Origin of the sequence: Kitasatospora sp. NPDC048545 (assembly GCF_040651155.1) — a bacterium.
Lineage (GTDB): Bacteria > Actinomycetota > Actinomycetes > Streptomycetales > Streptomycetaceae > Kitasatospora.
Window position 1 is genome coordinate 1 of the sequence record NZ_JBEZIQ010000082.1, and the last position, 17910, is coordinate 17910.

Annotated in this window: 14 protein-coding genes and 2 pseudogenes; 8 read left to right on the forward strand and 8 right to left on the reverse strand. The window is 74.2% G+C overall.

The window, feature by feature from the left end:
• Window positions 1–359, forward strand: a pseudogene (locus AB0D10_RS42275) (hypothetical protein); the annotation flags it as partial.
• A gap of 17 nt (window positions 360–376) precedes the next feature.
• On the forward strand, window positions 377–769 hold the full coding sequence (locus tag AB0D10_RS42280) for a MerR family transcriptional regulator (protein ID WP_360267122.1): 393 nt from the start codon (window positions 377–379) through the stop codon (window positions 767–769).
• Between the two features lie 146 nt (window positions 770–915).
• Here AB0D10_RS42280 and AB0D10_RS42285 read toward each other — a convergent pair whose 3' ends face one another.
• The 5 genes from AB0D10_RS42285 to AB0D10_RS42305 form a co-directional block, all read right to left on the reverse strand.
• Window positions 916–2166, reverse strand: coding sequence for an MFS transporter (locus tag AB0D10_RS42285; RefSeq protein WP_360267125.1), 1251 nt, complete (start codon window positions 2164–2166; stop codon window positions 916–918).
• A 5-nt stretch (window positions 2167–2171) separates the two neighbouring features.
• Window positions 2172–2807 carry a GNAT family N-acetyltransferase gene (locus AB0D10_RS42290; protein ID WP_360267128.1) on the reverse strand — a complete coding sequence of 212 codons (636 nt, stop codon included), beginning with the start codon at window positions 2805–2807 and terminating at the stop codon, window positions 2172–2174.
• A complete protein-coding gene (locus tag AB0D10_RS42295) occupies window positions 2804–3979 on the reverse strand; it encodes a type III PLP-dependent enzyme (RefSeq protein ID WP_360267188.1) in 1176 nt (391 codons plus the stop codon). The genes AB0D10_RS42290 and AB0D10_RS42295 overlap by 4 nt, the downstream gene beginning before the upstream one ends.
• A gap of 156 nt (window positions 3980–4135) precedes the next feature.
• Complete coding sequence (locus AB0D10_RS42300; protein ID WP_360267131.1) at window positions 4136–5449, reverse strand: DUF6271 family protein; 1314 nt, start codon at window positions 5447–5449, stop codon at window positions 4136–4138.
• Window positions 5431–6513, reverse strand: a complete 1083-nt coding sequence (locus AB0D10_RS42305; protein WP_360267134.1) for a YbiU family protein — start codon at window positions 6511–6513, stop codon at window positions 5431–5433. The genes AB0D10_RS42300 and AB0D10_RS42305 overlap by 19 nt, the downstream gene beginning before the upstream one ends.
• Window positions 6514–6993: 480 nt before the next feature.
• On the opposite strand from AB0D10_RS42305, the gene AB0D10_RS42310 reads away from it, so the two are divergent.
• Window positions 6994–8946 (forward strand): FUSC family protein, encoded by a 1953-nt coding sequence (locus AB0D10_RS42310; RefSeq protein WP_360267136.1) that lies wholly within the window; start codon window positions 6994–6996, stop codon window positions 8944–8946.
• Between the two features lie 57 nt (window positions 8947–9003).
• On the opposite strand, the gene AB0D10_RS42315 is transcribed toward AB0D10_RS42310, so the two are convergent.
• Window positions 9004–10407: an amidase gene (locus tag AB0D10_RS42315; RefSeq protein ID WP_360267139.1), complete on the reverse strand. Its 1404-nt coding sequence runs from the start codon at window positions 10405–10407 to the stop codon at window positions 9004–9006.
• 306 nt (window positions 10408–10713) lie between these two features.
• On the opposite strand from AB0D10_RS42315, the gene AB0D10_RS42320 reads away from it, so the two are divergent.
• Together AB0D10_RS42320 and AB0D10_RS42325 are read left to right on the forward strand one after the other, a co-directional pair.
• Window positions 10714–12138: a cytochrome P450 gene (locus AB0D10_RS42320; protein ID WP_360267142.1), complete on the forward strand. Its 1425-nt coding sequence runs from the start codon at window positions 10714–10716 to the stop codon at window positions 12136–12138.
• A 132-nt stretch (window positions 12139–12270) separates the two neighbouring features.
• Complete coding sequence (locus tag AB0D10_RS42325) at window positions 12271–13014, forward strand: rhomboid-like protein (protein ID WP_360267145.1); 744 nt, start codon at window positions 12271–12273, stop codon at window positions 13012–13014.
• Between the two features lie 172 nt (window positions 13015–13186).
• Here the strand turns inward: AB0D10_RS42325 and AB0D10_RS42330 are convergent, their stop codons facing one another.
• Together AB0D10_RS42330 and AB0D10_RS42335 are read right to left on the reverse strand one after the other, a co-directional pair.
• Entirely contained in the window at window positions 13187–13768 is a 582-nt protein-coding gene (locus tag AB0D10_RS42330) for a YetF domain-containing protein (protein ID WP_360267148.1), read from the reverse strand.
• Between the two features lie 61 nt (window positions 13769–13829).
• Window positions 13830–14624 (reverse strand): LysR family substrate-binding domain-containing protein, encoded by a 795-nt coding sequence (locus AB0D10_RS42335; RefSeq protein ID WP_360267191.1) that lies wholly within the window; start codon window positions 14622–14624, stop codon window positions 13830–13832.
• A 67-nt stretch (window positions 14625–14691) separates the two neighbouring features.
• Here AB0D10_RS42335 and AB0D10_RS42340 point away from each other — a divergent pair, with 67 nt between their 5' ends.
• The 3 genes and pseudogenes from AB0D10_RS42340 to AB0D10_RS42350 all read left to right on the forward strand — a co-directional run bounded on the left by AB0D10_RS42340 (window position 14692) and on the right by AB0D10_RS42350 (window position 17712).
• Window positions 14692–15120 (forward strand): DUF5997 family protein, encoded by a 429-nt coding sequence (locus tag AB0D10_RS42340; RefSeq protein ID WP_360267149.1) that lies wholly within the window; start codon window positions 14692–14694, stop codon window positions 15118–15120.
• Window positions 15121–15300: 180 nt separating this feature from the next.
• Window positions 15301–15861: pseudogene (locus tag AB0D10_RS42345) on the forward strand (short-chain dehydrogenase); the annotation flags it as partial.
• Window positions 15862–16038: 177 nt separating this feature from the next.
• A complete protein-coding gene (locus AB0D10_RS42350) occupies window positions 16039–17712 on the forward strand; it encodes a DUF885 domain-containing protein (RefSeq protein WP_360267151.1) in 1674 nt (557 codons plus the stop codon).
• Window positions 17713–17910: the final 198 nt, after the last annotated feature.

The following is a 17910-nucleotide window of genomic DNA, read 5'->3' on the forward strand; positions in this document are numbered from 1 at the left end:
ACGAGGGTGAGGAGCCCGAGAATGTCCGCGATCCGCCGTCATGTCATCACCGCCGCAGGCGCCTTCCTGGCGCTGCCGACCGGGGTGGCGGGGGCTTCGCCCCGGACCGCCGGGGCGACGACGCGCCCGCCGTGATCGACTCCTTCCGGGTCGTCACCCTCGGCCTGGCCCTGCGTGGCTTCACCCAGCCCGACCACCCCGACCTGGACGCCGAATGGCACGAGCGCCTCGCCGACTGGCTGCGCACCGGGCGGCTCACCGTCCCCCGGACCCGGGTCACGAGCATCGACCGGGCCCCCGGAGCGTTGACCCGGCTGTTCACCGGGGACACCTTCGGCACGACCATCGTGGAACCCTGACGACGGAGGGACGCACCATGCGGATCGGCGACGCGGCGGCAGCAGCGGGCACCACCCCCAGGGCGCTGCGCTTCTACGAGCAACGCGGCCTGCTCCACCCGACGGCCCGCACCGCCTCCGGCCAGCGCGAGTACGGACCGCGCGAGGTCGCCCGGGTCCGGGTGATCCGTCGGCTCCTCGCCCTGGGACTGACGATGGACGACCTGGCCGCCCGCGCCCACCGCCTCGACCTCCTCACCGAGGACCCCCCGCAGCGCTGCACCGCCACCCCCGGTCCCGACACCTTCGCCCCCGTCGTCCACGCCCGCCTCGCCGCCATCGACGCCGAGATCGCCCGCCTCACCGAACTCCGGACGAGACTCGCCCACCACGTCGACACGGGCGGCGCCGACGTCCCGGCACCGACCTGATGGAGCGTCACATCTTTGCGGCTCCGGCCCTGTTCTCCATCTCTGGCCGGGCGACGGCTTCGGCCACCCCGTGAAGGGCTCGCCCGGCACGTCGCGACGTGGGAGGCGCGAAGTGCCGGGCGAGGTCTGGGGGGCGGGGCAGCGGGTCAGGTGGCCTCGGGGGCGAGGCGGGTGTCGGCGGGGGCTGAGGCGGGGGCGGGGGCCTCCTCCCGGGCTGCGGGCCAGGTGATCCGGGTGGCGCAGAGGGAGACGACGGCCGCGGAGGCGGCGACGGCGGCCATGCCCCAGACGAGGCTGGTGGCGCCGGCGATGAAGCCGATCACGGCGGGGCCGGCGAGCAGGCCGACGGTGCCCATGGCGGCGACCAGGGAGAGTGCGTCGGGGCCCCGGCGGGCGGCGGCAACGTAGACGCAGGGGGTGACCGCCGCGACGCCGAGGCCGACGCAGGCGAAGCCGAGCAGGGTCGGCACCACACCGCCGACCAGCAGGGCGAGGGCCAGGCCGAGGCCGGCGAGCAGGCTGCCGGTGCGGACGATGCGGCCGTCGCCGAAGCGGGTCCGCCAGCCGTCGGCGAAGATCCGGGCGCACACCATCGTCACGGAGACGACGGCGATGCCCAGCGGGGCGAGTCCGGCACCGGCGTTCACGACGTCCTTGAGGTAGAGCGCCGACCAGTCGTTCATGGCGCCCTCGGTGACGGTGCCGGACACCATCGCGAGGCCCATCCACAGCGTCGCCACGGTCGGCAGGACGAAGCCGCGGCGTGTCTTCCTCTCCCGCTCGGCGGTTCCGTCCCCGGCGGTGCCCTCCCCCGCCGCACCCTCCTGCGGCCCGTCCGCGAGCAGTGCCGGCCTGGCGGCGACGACGATGACCACGAGCAGCAGGGCGGCCGGCCCGAAGTGCACGGCCAGGGTGCCGGTGAAGGCGTTGACGCCGGAGGCCAGCAGCGCTGCGAGGAGCGAGCCGGCGCTGAAGATGGCGTGCAGCCTGGACATCGTGGTCCGCCCGTAGCGGGCCTCCAGTGCGGCGCCCTGCGCGTTCATCGCGACGTTCAGGCAGCCGACCGCGACGCCGTCGCAGAACAGCACCAGCAGGGTGGCGGGGTAGTCGGGCACCACCGACAGGGCGAGCAGGATCACGCCGAGGGCGAGCGCCGACAGCACCGCGAGCCGGCGGGAGCCGAGCCGCCGCATCAGCACCGCCACCAGCGGGAAGGACACCGCCGCGCCGATCCCGCAGGTCATCAGCAGCAGGCCGATCCGGGCCTCGCCCAGGTCGAGCCGGGCCTTGAGCGCGGGCACCCGGGAGACCCAGGTCGCGTACTGGAATCCGAGGGCGAAGAACAGGGCGCCGATGGCGAGTTGGGAGCGGCGGAAGTCGTCGCGAACAGGGGACACGTGCATCAGCCCACTTCGGATCTGGGGTGGGGACCGGGGACCGGGCAGGTGGAGAGCGGTGACGGCCGGGCGTCCCGGGGGTGCGGTGTCCGGGCCGGGGCGGCGTCCAGTGGCATCGCCATGTAGACCGCCCGGTCGCCGTAGCTCGCGGGCAGGTCGACCTCGGGCCGGGCCCGGTAGCCCAGCGGGGTCCACAGCACGTGCGAACCGCGGACGGCGACGAGGGAGATGGTCAGGTGGCCGGTTTCCCGGGCGGTCCGTTCCAGGTGCCGCAGCATCCGGTGGGCCAGGCCGCGGCCGCGCAGCCCCTCGGCGATGACCAGGTCGTGGGCGTGCATGTTGGTCGGCCGTGTGCCCCGGCCTCCGGTGTCCCCGTTCCGGCCGAGCTCCTCGCCGGGGTCGGTGTCCTCGCTGCGGCCGAGGTCCGGGCAGCGGAGGAGCGGGTACGGCAGGGCGAGCAGGTAGCCGCCCGGGCTGCCCGCGTGTTCCAGGACGAAGCAGGTGTCCGGCGAGGCGCGGTACCGGGAGCGCAGCGCCTCGCGGCCCTCGGACAGGCCGGCGGCGGCGTAGGCGCGCTCCTCCAGCGCGACCACGTCGTCCCAGTCGTCCTCCCGGAGCAGCCGGATCCGGGTGTCGGTCATGCGGTGCCTCCGTCGGGGCGCGGGCCACCGCCGATGCAGGTGTACGGCAGCGGCTCGAAGCCGTTGAACCCGCGGGTCGCGTAGGCGGTGGCGTACGCGCCGCAGGAGTGGATCCAGACCGGGTCGCCGGAGCCGACCGCGCGGGGGACGCGCACCAGGCCGTCGTCCTGGGCGTAGGCGTCGTCGCTGTCGCAGGTCGGCCCGGCGACGACGGCGTTGACGAACTGGCCGCCGGGGTGGGTGGGGAACTCCAGCCGGTACTGCAACTGGTCCATCTCGTACAGTCCGTTGAACTTGCCGCAGCTGAGGTAGAGCCAGTCCTCCCGGGTGCCGTCGAGGCGGTGGCGGGAGGTGAGCCGGGCGACGTGCGCGCGGATGGCGCCGTGGTCGGCGACGAGGTGGCGTCCGGGTTCGACGAGGAACTGCAGCGGCCCGGCGTTGACGGCGCGCAGCCGGTCCATGCCGTCGCGGATGACCGCGAACATCTTGTCCAGTGGTGGGTCGAGCGGCCGGCCGCGGCGGTCGAGGACGCCGAGTGCGGGCAGCCCGCCGCCGAGGTTGATCCGTTCGGGGGTGATGCCGCGCCAGTTGAGGGCCTCCAGGACGGCGGCCAGCGATTCCACGGCGTCGCCCCAGGCTTCGGCGGTCATCTGCTGCGAGCCGACGTGCACGGACAGGCCGGAGGGCACGAGCCCGGAGGTCCGGGCTTCGCCGAGCACCCGCAGGGCGTCCTCGGGCGAGCAGCCGAACTTGTGGCTCAGGCCCCACAGGGCGCCTTCGCCGGTGGTCGCGACCCGGCAGAACACCCGTGAGCCGGGGGCGTGTTCGGCGATCGCGGCGACGTCCTCCAGGCTGTCGGTGGCGAATTCGCGGACGCCCAGCCGGTAGGCCTCGGCGATGTTGCGGTCGGATTTGACGGTGTTGCCGTAGTGGATCAGCTCGGGGGCGACGCCGGTGCGCAGTGCCTGGGCGATCTCCTGCGGGCCGGCCGCGTCGAAGCCGGAGCCGAGCGCGGCGAGGTGGTCCAGCACCTCGTCGACGGGGCAGGCCTTCATCGCGAAGCGGACGGCGGTGTCGGGCAGTTCGGCGCGCAGGGCGGCGTACTGGCGGCCGATGCCGTCGAGGTCGTAGATGATCCGGTCGTCGGTGGCGGCGGCGAGGGCGGCGCGCAGGGCGGTGTGGTCGTGTCGGTCGGGCCCGTCGGGGCCGGGTGCGCCGGTGTGGACCGCGGTCACGGTCGGGGCGCGGTGGGTGGGTGTCGGGTTCGGTGTCCGCTGTGCTGTCTGGCTGTTCGTCTGGCGTATCACGTAGAGCTCCCGGTCCTCCGGCTAGCGCGGCAGCCGGTCGGCGGGGGTGGCCTTGCTCGCCCGCACCAGCGGGCCCCACGCGTCGATCAGCAGGGCGAAGTCCTCGATGTCCGACTGCGCCCGGTCGAGCAGACGGGCCCGCAGGGGCGCGAGGTGGTCGGCGAACTCGGCGTACTTTCCGCCCAGCCGCCGGTAGCAGCGGTCGAGTTCGGCCAGCCTGCGGTGGTTCTCCGCGCGGTCGGTCGCGGCGCTGCGGCGGGCAGCGTCGGCGACCGCCCCGGGGCGCAGGTGGTGCTGCTCGTCGAGCAGGGCGCCACCGGCGGCCTCCAGCTCGGCGTAGACCGGGTGGAGGTAGAGCATGGAGAGCAGGAACTTGGCGTAGCGCAGCTGGTAGGCAGTGAATCCGGGGCCGGTGCGCCGTTCCGGGGTGTAGTAGTTGACGATGTGCCGGTTGTGGGTGACGCCGGGCAGGGTGGCGTCCCGCACGAGGTGGTGCAGGAAGTAGTCGCTGCCGATGGTGTCGGTGGCGGGCGGCAGCGGGACGCGTTCGTACACCGTGTGGTCGAGGCCGATGTTGCACATGTCGATGTGCCAGATGTCGGGCAGGTCGAGCACGGTGCGGTCGGCGGTGAACGGATCGGTGCCGCCGCCGGTGAAGGATTCGGCGACGAGGTCGCGCTTCTCCTGTTCGCCGGCGCCGGTGGGCGCCCAGAGCGCGACGACGTCGTGGTAGGCCTCGGGGTCGAGTTCGCGGATCTCGCCGAGGTCGACGGAGAGTTCCCCGACGAAGGATCCGCCGACCAGCACGACGGGCTTGTCCACGTGTTCCGGGGCGAGGGTGTGCTCGGTGACGGCGGCGGCCGCGTCGGCGGCCTTCAGACCGAGCGTGGCGAGTTCGTGGTCGACGGGGAACACCGGTGCGCCGTCGTGCCATTGGTAGCGGCTGTCGGAGTCGCGGCGGTGCACGGAGGCGCAGCCGAGCGCGGCGGCGAGCAGGAAGGCCCGGTTGGTGCAGGCGCCGTAGGAGACGGCGTCGGGCAGCATCAGGTCGAGCAGCCGGTCGGGGCCGTCGGCGCCGGAGCGCTCGATCACCTCCCGCAGGAAGGCGCGTTGGGTTTCCTCGTCGAGGTGGTGGACGACCAGGCCGTCGACGACGGGCAGGGCGGCGGCGGCCGCGGCGTGCCGGGTGCGGGCGTCCGGGTCGGCGGAGTCCAGCACCAGCAGGTGCACCCGGACGTCGGACCGCCGTGCGGCGTGGGCGGCTTCGGCACCGACCGCGGTGATGGTGTCCGCGCACTCGCGGTTGGTGGGCAGGGTCAGGCAGATGTCGCGCATACCCGCTCCCCTGCGGCGTCCTGCTCGTCGAAGTCCTTGCCGGTCCAGGACCGAAGGCCGAGCAACTTCTCTCCCAGCTCGGTGAGTTCGGCCCGTTCGTAGCGCAGCGCCTCGGGCCGGTCGGCGTCGCCGACCAGGGTGCGGTTCCAGTCCGGGGTGGCGAGCGTGCGCCAGGACTCGACCCGGGAGTGGCGCAGCTGTGCGGCTTCCTCCAGGGCGGGCATCATGGACAGGTACTGCACCGCGCGCACGCCGCGCTCGGAGGTGTTGCGCTCGACGCCGTGGGCGAGCAGGCCGTTCCAGATCAGCAGGTCGCCGGCCTTCAGCTCGGGCCGGACGACGGGGAACTCGTCCCGGTCGACGGTCGGCCGGATCGGGTCGCGGCCGGCCGGCTGGGCGGCCTGCCACTCGTCGAAGCGGCGGAACAGTTCCGGGTTGCACCGGAAGCCGCCGAGGTCGGGGGCGGTGTCGTTGAGCGCGATGATGCCCTGCACGCGCTGCGGGAGCATGCCCTGGGTGGTGTCGACGTCCCAGTGCAGTTCGATGTCGAAGCCGCGGTCGGTGGGTTCGATCAGTGCGCGGTCGCGGTTGCGGACGTTCGGCGGGTTGAGGTTGAGCCGGTCGAGGGTGACCCAGAGCTCCTCGCAGTCCCAGACGTCCACGAAGGCGTCGTAGACGCGCTGCGACTGGCGGCTGTCCCAGAGGAGTTGGTGGTGGTAGGCCTCGACGAAGCCGTAGATGTGCAGGTGCCGGTCGAGTTCGTCGCGGTAGTCGCGCTCGCGGTACCAGTCCTCGGGGCGCTCGGGCGACAGGCCCTGGAAGTCCCAGGTGAAGTCGAGCAGCCGTCGTGCGGCCTCGGCGGGGATCGCCTGCTTCACGACGACGTAGCCGTAGGTCTGCCAGAACGCGAGGTCGTCCTCGGAGAGCACGCGCAGCGGGTGCTTCTTGCGGATCTCGCGCAGCGCGGTGCGGGCCAGGTAGCTCTCGGTGTCCGCGCTGAAGTAGGGGCGCTCCGAGGCGGCGCGGTACAGATGCTCCTGGGCCTGTCCGTCTGGGCTCGGCATGGGCAGTCACTCCATGGTTCGTAGTCGACGCGGCGCTTGATTCGGCGGGCGGTGCCGGCACGGCGGGTCGCGGGACCGCCCCCCGACCGGGTCGGGAATTCCTCCCGCGCCGCATCGGCGGTCCGCACACGCTCCTTCTCGGCTCGACCCCCGACCGCGCCTCGGCGCCACGTCAGGGGGTCAACTCGCCCGCCCGGCAAGGCCTCTCACTTCGTCTCAGGCTTTGCCGAACCACGCCCTCCACACATTGGACTAGACCAAGTAATGGTGTCAACCCTTCCCCGCGGGTTACCGATTGGGAATATCCGCGCAGCTCACGACCCCTCATGGTTCGCTTTATGTTTCGGAGGCGGACATAAGACGGGGTATGTTTCCGAATTTGACATAAGAGCGAACGGTGAACCCCACCCGCCCCACGACCCGTTGTCCCCCCGCGTGTTCCACCGGGCCCGCGGCGCCCGCCCGCCGTAGGTTGGGAACGTGCCGCGCCCAGGAGCCGCCCGACTCGCCCCGCCCAGCTGGCTGACCGAGGGCCTGCGGCCCCGGGCCGCCCCGGTCCCCTGGGCGGCGGTCGCCCGCGCCTCGGTCGCGCTCTCCGCCCCGCTCGCGGTGGGCACCGCCACCGGCCGGACCGCCTACGGCGCGCTGGTGTCGATGGGCGCGCTGTCCGCCGTCATCGGGGACACCGCCGACGCCTACCGGATGCGGGTGTTCAACATCGCCGTCCCGCAGCTGTTCGGCGCCCTCGGGGTGCTGCTCGGCACCCTGGTGTACGGCACCGGCTGGACGGCCGTCGCGGTGCTGACCGCCGTCGCGCTGGTCTCCGGCATGATCTCCTCGATCGGCGCGGTCGCCTCCGTCTCCGGACTGCTCCTGCTGCTCAACGCGGTCGTCGGCGCCGGCCTGCCGCTGCCCTCCCCCTGGTGGCTGCCGCCCGGCCTGCTGCTGCTCGGCGGCCTGCTGGTGCTCGCCCTGACCCTGCTCGCCTGGCCGCTGCGTGTCGGCGTCCCCGAACGTGCGGTGGTCGCCGGCACCTACCGCGCGGTCGCCGACCTGCTGGCGGCCGCCGGAACGCCCGAGTACGACGAGCGACGCCGCGAACTCACCCAGTCCCTCAACCACTCCTACGACCTGCTGCTCGCCCGGCGGGCCCGCCGGCACGGCCGCTCGCCCACCCTTGTGCGGCTGCTCGCCCAGCTCAACGCGGTGATCCCGGTGGTCGAGGGGGCGGCCGCGGCCCACCTGCGCCCGCCCCGGTACGGCCCGCTGCCCGCCGCCTACCCGGCCGCCGTCCACACCCTGGCCGACGCCGTCGAACAGGGCCGCACCGAACCGGCCCCCGCCCCCGACCTGCCGGTGGCCGCCGGGCCGTCCACCCGGGCGCTGGTCGAGGCCATCGGGCACGCCGCCACCGTCGTGCACGAGGCCGCGCCGGACCCGTACGCGGTCGACGACCGGCTCGGCCGGCCCGCCGGCCTCGAGGTCAGGGCCCGGCGGGCGACCCGGGCGCTGCTGCTGTCCGGCGCGTCCTGGCGCTACGGGCTGCGCCTGGCCCTGTGCATCGGCATCGCCCAGGTGCTGGTCTCGGTGATCGCGGTGCCCCGCTCGTACTGGGTGGCGCTGACCGTGACCTTCGTGATGAAGCCCGACTTCGGCTCGGTGTTCTCCCGCGCCGTGCTGCGCGCGCTCGGCACCGCCGTCGGACTGCTGATCGCCATTCCGGTGCTCGCCGAAGTGCCGCACGGCTGGTGGGACGTGCCGGTGATGGCGGTGCTGGCGGCGCTGATCCCGGCGTTCTCCGTGAAGGGGTACGGCTTCCAGACCGTGGCGATCACCCCGGTGATCCTGCTGCTCTCCGACCTGCTCAACCACCGGGGCTTCCACCTGGTGCCGCCCCGGCTCTACGACTCGCTGATCGGTTGCGCGGTCTCGCTGCTGGCCGGCTACCTGCTGTGGCCCGAGTCCTGGCACACCCGGATCGGCGACCGCCTCGTCGAGGCCGTCCAGGACACCGCCGCATACGTCTCACTGGCGTTCACCACCGAGCCGGGGCGGGACGAACCGGCCCGGGCCCGGCACCGGCGGCGGCTCTACCGGGACCTGTCGACCGTCCGCAGCGAGTTCCAGCGGGCGCTCACCGAACCGCCGCCGGTCGGCCCCCGGGCGGAGGCCTGGTGGCCGGTGGTGATCGCGGTCGAACGGATCGTGGACGCCACCACCGCCACCCGGGTGCGGATCGAGCACGGCGCGCCCGTCCCGACCGCGGCCGAGGTCGGCGCCGTGACCCGGGAACTGGCCGACCTCGCGGAGTCCCTGCGCACCGGCCGGCCACTGCCGGAGCCGGACGCGGACGCGCTGGCGCCGGACTGCGCGCTGGCCCGGCTGCACCACGAGGTGCACGCGGCACGGTCGGTGGCCGCGCCGACGCTGTGAGCGCGGTGCGCCCACGCCGTGAGCCGGCGCGCCGACGCCGGGGGCGCCGGCACCCGGTCAGTCCTCGATCCGCCGCCAGGGCCGTTCCGCCTCCAGCGCGAAGGCCAGTTCCAGCAGCACCCGTTCCTGCCCGTGCGCCGCCGACAGGTGCACGCCGACCGGCAGGCCGCCGGGTGCCGAGCCGGCCGGCAGCGCGATGCCCGGTCCACCGGTCACGTTGTTGACCGGGGTGAACGCCACGTAGCGCAGCAGCCGGTCCATCAGTTCCTCGAAGTCGACGTTCGGGCTGAGGTGGCCGATCGGCGGGGCGGTGTGGGCGAGCACCGGGGAGAGGATCACGTCGTGGTTGCGGAAGACCCGCCGGTACACGCCTTCGGCCCGGCGCAGCCGCCGCAGCACGCCCGGGGTGTGCGGGAACTCCGTCTGGAACTGCCGGCGCAGCCCGGTGGTCAGGCCGTCCAGCCGGTCGGCACGGAAGCTCGGGTCGATCAGCAGCCGGCCGGTGAAGGCGATCGCCCAGGCGATGTAGCCCCAGTAGGAGACGAAGTCCCGGGAGAACTCCTCGCCGAACGGCAGGGCGGTCGGTTCGACGACGTGTCCCATCGCCTCCAGCCGGGCCGCGGTCTCCTCGACGACGCGGCGGGTCGTCTCGTCGGTCTTGGCGATCGGCGAGTCCACCACCAGGCCGATCCGCAGCCGTTGCCCGCCCGGCCCCTCGACCAGGCCGAGCGGGGGCAGTTTGGGGTTGCGGCGGTGCCGCTCGGCGGCGGCGAAGAAGGCCGCGGTGTCGCGCACCGAGCGGGTCAGCACGCCGTCGGTGACCAGGTCGATCGGCAGCTTGGCGCCCTGCGAGTTGGCGACCAGCCGGCCCCGGGTGGGCTTGAGTCCGACCAGGCCGCAACAGGCCGCCGGAATGCGGATCGAGCCGCCGCCGTCGTTGGCGTGCGCGATCGGCACCACCCCGGAGGCCACCAGGGCCGCCGCGCCGCCCGAGGAGGCGCCGGCCGAGTGCGAGGGCTTCCAGGGGTTGCGCACCGGCTGTGCGCTGGCGAACTCGGTGGAGGCGTTGAGGCCGAACTCGGGCAGTCTGGTCTTGCCGAGGACGGCCAGGCCGGTGGCCAGGAACTGGTCGGTGAAGCGGGCGTTGCGGCGGGCGGGCTGGGCGCGGAAGGCCTCGCTGCCCATCGCGGTCGGCAGGCCGCGCAGGTCGACGTTGTCCTTGAGGTAGGTCGGCACGCCCCACAGCGGCCCGCCGATGCCCTCCCGGCTGATCTGCGGCTTGTCGTACGAGGCGTGGGCGACCGGCAGCAGCGTGCCGTCCACCCGCGCGGCGCGGGCGACGGCCGCGCCGACCAGCTCCCGGGGGTTGACCGCGCCGGCCCGCACCAGGGCGGCCAGTGCCACCGCGTCGTACGGGCCGAGGGCGTCGTCGGTGAACGCGTGAACCCGCTCGTCGGTCATCCGAACTCCCCACTCCCTGCCGGACTTTCTGCCGTCCGGTCATCACACCGGCTGGCAGTACTGCCCAGTTCTACTGACCGGTAGTCTCGCAAGACTTCGAGTCTATGTGCCCATCGGCGACACCGGACCCGCACGCGCCTTCGGCAGGTAAACGATCCGTCAAATCTTCGAGGGCGCACGAGCGTTCGGCATGCGCCCCCGTGTTCACCCCATCCGCCCGTTCACGATCGTTTCACGGACGGCCGCAGGGAAAGATCCCGGACACGAACCGTTCCGGTCCTTCCCACCCGACCCAAGGTGACGCCCGTGCCGATCCACTTCTTCCCGACCACCCGGTTCACCGCCGCCACCGCCCCCGGCGGCCTCCCCCTGCTCGGCCACGCCCCCGCCCTCCTCCGCCGCCCGTTCGACTTCGTGGCCGCTCTGCCCGCCCACGGCGACCTCGTCCGGCTGCGGCTCGGCCCGCTCGACGCGTACGTCGTCTGCCACCCCGAACTGGTCCGCCGACTCCTCACCGAGGACCGCACGTACGACAGGCGCGGGCCCGTCCACGACACCTTCGGACCGGTCCGCACCAGCCACCCCGTCCACGACACCAGCCACCCCGTCCACGACACCGGCGGCCCGGCCGACGAGCGGAACCGCGAGGTCCCCGACGCCGGCCCCGCCACCTGCCCGGCCGCCGCCCACCGGCGCCGACACCGCGTGCTGCAGGCCGCGTTCCACCACGACCGGCTGCCCGGCCACGCCGCCGTGACCGCCGAGGAGGTCGCCGGCACCACCGCCGCCTGGCGCGACGGCCAGGTGGTCGACGTCCCCGCCGCGATGCACCGCCTCACCAGCGCCGTCACCGCCCGCCTCCTGTCCGCCGCCCACGAACGGGCCGGCTCGCCACCGCTCCGCGAGAGCACCGACGTCATCGCCCGCGCCGCCGGCCGGCGCCCCGTCGTGCCGTTGCCCGGCGCCGACCGCCTCCCCACCCCCGGCAACCGCCGCCTCCGGCACGCCCGGCAGGACTTCGAGACGACCACCCGGCAGCTGATCGCCCACTACCGCGCCACCGGCACCGACCACCGCGACCTGCTCTCCGTGCTGCTCCGCACCGAGGACGAGCACGGGCGGGGCCTCTCCGACGCCGGGATCCACGACCGGGCGGCCGCCCTGCTCCCGGCCGGCGCCGGAACCACCGCCGCCACCCTCTCCTGGGCCTGGACGCTGCTCGCCGCCAACCCGGCCGTCCGCGAACGCCTGCACGCCGAACTGGACACCGTCCTCGACGGCCGCCCCGCCCGCCACGAGGACCTGCCCGCCCTCCCCCTCACCGCCCGGATCGTCAGTGAGACCCTGCGGCTCTACCCGCCGGTGTGGCTCCTCAGCCGCACCGCCACCGCCGACACCCGCCTCGGCGGCCACCGCGTCCCGGCCGGCGCCACCCTCCTGCACAGCCCGTACCTGCTGCACCGCCGGGCCGACGTCTTCCCCTGCCCCGACCGCTTCGACCCCGACCGCTGGCTCACCACCGCGCACCCCGCCGCCGGCACCTACACCCCCTTCGGCCTCGGCGCCGGCCACTGCGTCGGCGACGCCTTCGCCACCACCGAAGCCGTCCTCGCCATCGCCACCATCGCCGCCCGCTGGACCATCACCCCCACCCCCGGCCGCCCCGTCCGCCCCGCCCGCAGCGCCCTCCTGACGCCCCGCCCCTTCACGGCGACCCTCTCCCGCCGCTAACGCGGCGCAGTGCGGCGCACTGCGCCGCAGACCGGTGGCGGGCGGGGTCCGACCGGAACGGTACTGTCGCGGCGGGGGCCGGCGGGGATGCGCCGGTCGGACTATCGGCTCGACTGGGACAGCATCAGACACATGAACGCTCGATCACCGCAGGGGCTCCCGGCCCGGCTGCTCCTCGCCGTCCTCCGCGCCGTCCGGACGTACCCGCGCCGCTCGCCACTGACGCTGTGCTACGTCGGCCTGCTCGTCCTCGGGCACGTCTGGGTCGAGAACCTGCTCTCCACGGACCGGGCGGACGCCCTCCGCGGCTACATCAGCACCAACCTCGACAACCTGCACGACCACCCGGTCACCGCGCTGTTCGGCAGCGCACTGCTCTTCGACGGCACGCTCACCGACATCGCCTCCACCGGCTTCGGCGGCACCCTGATCACCCTCGGCCTCGGCATCTGCTGCTGCCTCTCCTGGGCGGAACGCCGCTACGGCGGACTGCGGGCCGCCGCCGTCCTCCTCGGCGGCCACATCGGCGCCACCCTGATCACCGCCGTCGTCATCCTGATCGCCCTGCGGCACGGCTGGTACCCGGACAGCGTGCGCCAGGACTCGGACTACGGCATCAGCTACGGCGCCCAGACCTCCCTCGCCTTCGCCACCCTCGCCCTGCCCCGCTGGGCCCGCCTCCCCTGGGCCGCCTTCGTCCTCGCCTGGCCGCTCTCCGGCGACGGCGAATGGCCCGGCCCGCTGCCGGACTTCACCACCGTCGGCCACCTGCTCTCGGCCGGCCTCGGCTTCGCCCTGGCCGGCACCGCGGCCCTCCTGGCCGCACGCCGCCGCCGGACCGAGGCCGCCCTCGCCACGGCGGACGCGCACACCTGACACACCTGACACACCTGACGCAGGTGACCACCCGCGCACGGGCGAGGACGTGAAGGGCCCCGCCCCGCCACCGCCACCGCACCGCCGCATCGTGGGGCCGCCACATCGCGGGGCCGTCACACCGCAGGACCGTCACGTCGCTGGGCCGCCGCACCGCCGCGCCCACGCACCGTCAGCGCGGCGGCCGCCGTCCGTCGGCGATCTCGGTGAGCAGCCGCTCGATCGTCTCCAACCGCCGCCGCAGGTCCTCCACGTCGTCCCGGGTGGCGCTCTGCTCGCCCGCCTTGAGGGTGACCAACAACTGCCCGTCCGGCTCCAGCCGGGCGCGGGCGACGTCCGACACGGTGTCGCCGTTCTGGATCCGGATGGCGTGCTCCAGCTCGGACGGACGCAGCGCCAGGCTGTGCAGCGCGCCGGGCACCAGCGTGCCGTTCCGGACGACCGTGGTGGGCGTCCCCTCCAGGACCCGGGCGGCCCTCGGGTCCCGGGCGAGCCAGCGGGTCACGCCCGAGTTCACCGCGATCAGGGTGGCCGCCCCGATCGCCCCGCCGACCAGGCTGTTGTCGTTGCCGATGACGGCGTTCTGCACCACGTTGGACAGCAGGAAGACGACCACCATGTCGAAGGTGTTCAGCTGCGCCAGCCCGCGCTTCCCGGCGATCCGGAACAGCACCAGCAGCAGCGCGTAGACCGCGACCGTGCGGACGACCTTCTCGACGATCGGAATCTGGACGACCACCAGGTCATGCCACACGGCCCCGCTCCTCCCACGACGACTCGACGGAACGGGGCAGACGCTACGCCACGGCGGACCGCTACCCGCGGCGCTTCGGCTTGCCCCGCCGGGCCGCCGCCGCGCCCCGGCCGCCGGCCGAGGGCTTCGGCTTCTGCCCGCCCGCCCTCGGCGCGCCGGCCTTGGCACCGCCCGCCTTCTGCTGCGGCTTGCGCGGGCCGGCCGCCGCCTTCTTCGGCTGGGGTTCGGCCGCCGGCTGGCCGGCGCCGCGCCCGCGCGAGCTGTTGACCGTGCGGCCCCGGACGATCCCGATGAACTCCTCCACCAGGTCCGTCGTCCGCTCCTGCGGCCAGGACAGCGCCACCTGCGACTGCGGGGCCTCCGCCGTCATCGGCCGGTAGGTGAGGTCGCGGCGGTGGTGCAGCCGGGCGAGGGACTGCGGCACCAGGAGGACGCCGACGTTGGCCGCCACCAGCTCGACCGCGTCGGCCGTGGTGTCCGGGCGGGCGACGGCAGGGCGGCCGGGCAGGGTGTCGGCGGTGAAGCCGAGGGTGTCGTCGAGCGGGTGGAAGACCACCTCCTCGGCGAGGTCGTCGAGCGTGACCTCCTCTGCGGCGGCGAGCCAGTGGTCCTTGGGGAAGACCACGACGGTGGTCTCGGTGTACAGCGGGATGGCGCTGAGCACGTCCTTGTCGACCGGCAGCCGGACCAGCCCGGCGTCCGCACCGCCCTCGCGCAGGGTCCGCTCGCCGTCGCCGACCGGGACCGCGAGGAGGTCGAGCGGTACGTCCGGGAGCCGCTCGTCCCAGACCCGGACCCATTTGCCGGGGGTCACGCCCGGGACGTACACGAGCCGGAAGGAGGGGTTCACCTGCATGTCTGTCACAGGGCAAGGCTACCGACCGTGACCGGAGGAGGCCGCGCGCTCCCTTACCCTTGTCTCCATGACATCGCTCAAGCAGAAGACCAGCCAGACCATGAAGCCGGCCACGGCGGCCAAGAAGCTGGGGATCTACCTCGCCGCGGCGCCGACCGGCTTCCAGGAGGGCGTGGTCTCCCGCGAGGAGCTCAACGCGCTGCAGGCCGAGCCGCCGCAGTGGCTCCAGGAGCTGCGCAAGAACGGTCCGCACCCGCGTCCGGTGATCGCCGCGAAGCTCGGCATCTCCATCTCCGGCCTGGCCCGCGGCGGCGTCGTCGAGGCGCTCACCACCGAGCAGGTCGAGGCGATCAAGGCCGAGAACCCGCTCTGGCTGCAGCACGAGCGCGCCAACCAGGTCGACGTCCGCAAGGAGACCGCGCGGATCAAGGAGAAGCACGAGAAGGAGGCCGCCGCCCAGGCCGCCAAGGAGGCGCAGGCCGCCAAGGCCCGCTGACCTCCCGCCCCACCCCGACAGGGCCGCCCCACCGGTGCTCCGGCTCCGGCGGCGGTTGTCGGACCCCAGCGCAACGATGGTGCCGACGTCCGTCCGACGGACGTCGGCACAGTCGTGCGCGGGGCCCGGCAGTAGCCCGCGCACGGTTCGGCAGGCTCCGACAGCGGGTCGGCAGCACGCGGCCTGCGACTGCTGCGCCTCGCGGTCGAGACGCACGCCGTCACCAGCCACCACGTCCTCCCGCTGCTGCCGAGGCACCCGGGCGGCCTGGTCGTGGAGACGACGGACGGGACGGCGGAGTACGGCCGCGACACCTACCGCAACTCATTCTTCTACGACCCGGCCAAGTCCTCCGTGTTGCGGATGACCTTCTCGCTCGGCCACGCGCCGGGCCATGCGCGGGGCCCCCGCGGCGCCACCGCCGTCGCGCTCACCCCGGGCCGGATGCGCGCCGGGATCATGCCGGAGCACTACGGCGTCACCGAGGAGAACCGGCGCGACGCCGTGGCCGCGGAGCCGCACTTCGGCATCTCCGAGTCCCCGTCCTTCGTCGGCCGGGCCGTCGCCGCCCTCGCCGCCGACCCCGGGGTCGCCCGCTGGAACGGCGGCTCGACGTCCAGCGGGCAGCTCGCCCGGGAGTACGGGTTCACGGACCGGGACGGCAGCCGGCCGGACTGCCGGCGCCACCTGGTCGGGGTGACGGACGCGGGCGGGCCGCCCACGCCGGAGGCCTACCGCTGACCCCGCGGCCCGCACCGTCGGCGCGCCCGCCCCCGGCGACGGGCGGAACTGCCGGTGGAACTCCCCTGCCTCCGCAGCGTGTTGACCGCACCGCCGATCACTCCGAATAATCGGCGGGATCAGGGGCAGCCACGGGGGCGCCCCCGACCGCACCGACCGCACCGACCAGGGGGACCCATGATCGAGCAGCCACCGCACGCCGGACTCGCCGCACTGGCCGACGAGTACTTCGCCGCCGAGAACACCCACAACCCGTTCGACGCGACCCTCAGCGGCGTCGAGGGCTACGCGCACCTGCTGCCCGACCCGTCCCGGGCCGCCGCCCTGCACCACCGCGAGGCCCTGCGGGGCTTCGGCACCCGGCTCGCCGCGATCCCGCTGGACGGCCTGGACGCCGAGGACCGCACCACCCACCGGGTCCTCGCCCGGCTGATCGACAACGGGATCGGCCGGCTCACCCACGGGCTGGCCGAGTTCAGCATCTCGGCGGCCATCGTCGCCCCGCACAACGAGGCCATCACCTCGATCGCCATGGCCTCCGTCGACCACGAGGGTGCCGACGCCTACCTGGAACGGCTCGCCGGCCTTCCCGAGTACTTCGCCGCCTCCCTGGGCACCGCCATGGAGGCCGCCGCCGAGGGCCGCCACCCGCTGCGCAGCGGGGTGGACGCCGCCGTCAGCCAGCTGGACGCCCACCTGGCGAGCGCCCCCGACGAGGACTCCCTGCTGCGCCCGTTGCGGGGCCGCCCGGAGTACGAGCGCGCCCTGGCGATCGTGCGCGACGCCGTCCGCCCGGCGATCGCTTGCTACCGGGCCGGACTGGCCGATCGGCTGGCACCGGGCGCCCGGCCCGACGAGCAGGCCGGCGTCTGCCACGTGCCGGGCGGCACCGAGGGCTACGCCGACGCCGTCGCCCGCTTCACCCGGCCCGGGCTCACCCCGGAGGAGATCCACCGGACCGGCCTGGAGGCGGTCGCGGCGCTGCGCGAGGAGTTCGCCGAGCTGGGCGGCAAGGTGCTCGGCACCACCGACCCGGCGGGTGTGCTGACCGCGCTGCGCGAGGACCGCTCGCTGCGCTTCGGCAGCGCGGCCGAGATGATCGCACTGGTGGACGGCGCCCTGGAGCGGGCCCGCCGGGCCTCGGCGGACTGGTTCCGCCCGTACCCGATCGCCGACTGCGTGACCCGGGAAGTCGACCCGATCGAGGCGGAGACCGCGCCACTGGCCTACTACCAGCCGCCGGGCCCGGGCGGGCTGCCCGGCACCCACTGGATCAACACGCTCCGCCCGGAGACCAGGTTCAGCTACGAGTACGAGGCGATCGCCTTCCACGAGAGCGTGCCCGGCCACCACCTGCAGCTCGCCGTCGCGCAGACCCTGCACCACCTGCCGCTGTTCCGGCAGAAGCCGAGCGGCCAGCTGACCGCCCACGTCGAGGGCTGGGGCCTGTACACCGAGCGGCTCGCGGACGAGATGGGGCTGTACGGCTCGGACCTGTCCCGCTTCGGCATGCTCTCGCTGGACGCGCTGCGGGCGGTGCGGCTGGTGGTGGACACCGGGATGCACCACGACGGCTGGTCCCGGGAGCGGGCGATGGCCTTCATGCGGGACAACACCGCGACCACCGAGGCCAACATCCGCAACGAGATCGACCGCTACATCGCCTGGCCCGGCCAGGCCACGGCCTACCTGATCGGCCGTCGGGAGCTCGTCCGGCACCGGGAGCGGGCACAGGCCGCGCTCGGCGCCCGGTTCGACGTCCGGGAGTTCCACCACCAGCTGATCGGTCACGGCAGCCTGCCGCTGGGGGTGCTGGACGAGCTGGTCACGGACTGGATCGCCGCGCACTAGCGGCCTGGGACGGCCGGGCGCGGCCCGGGACGGCGACCGGGCGGGTACGGACGACCGGGCACGGGCGGGCGGGGGAACGCGGGTGCAGTGCGGAAACGGTTCCGCGCGCCCGGCAAAGGCTTCCTCCGCCCGGACGTGGCGTCACCCGTTCGGCCCTGTCGACACGGTAGTGTCCGCTGGCGCGGTCCCCGCCATCCG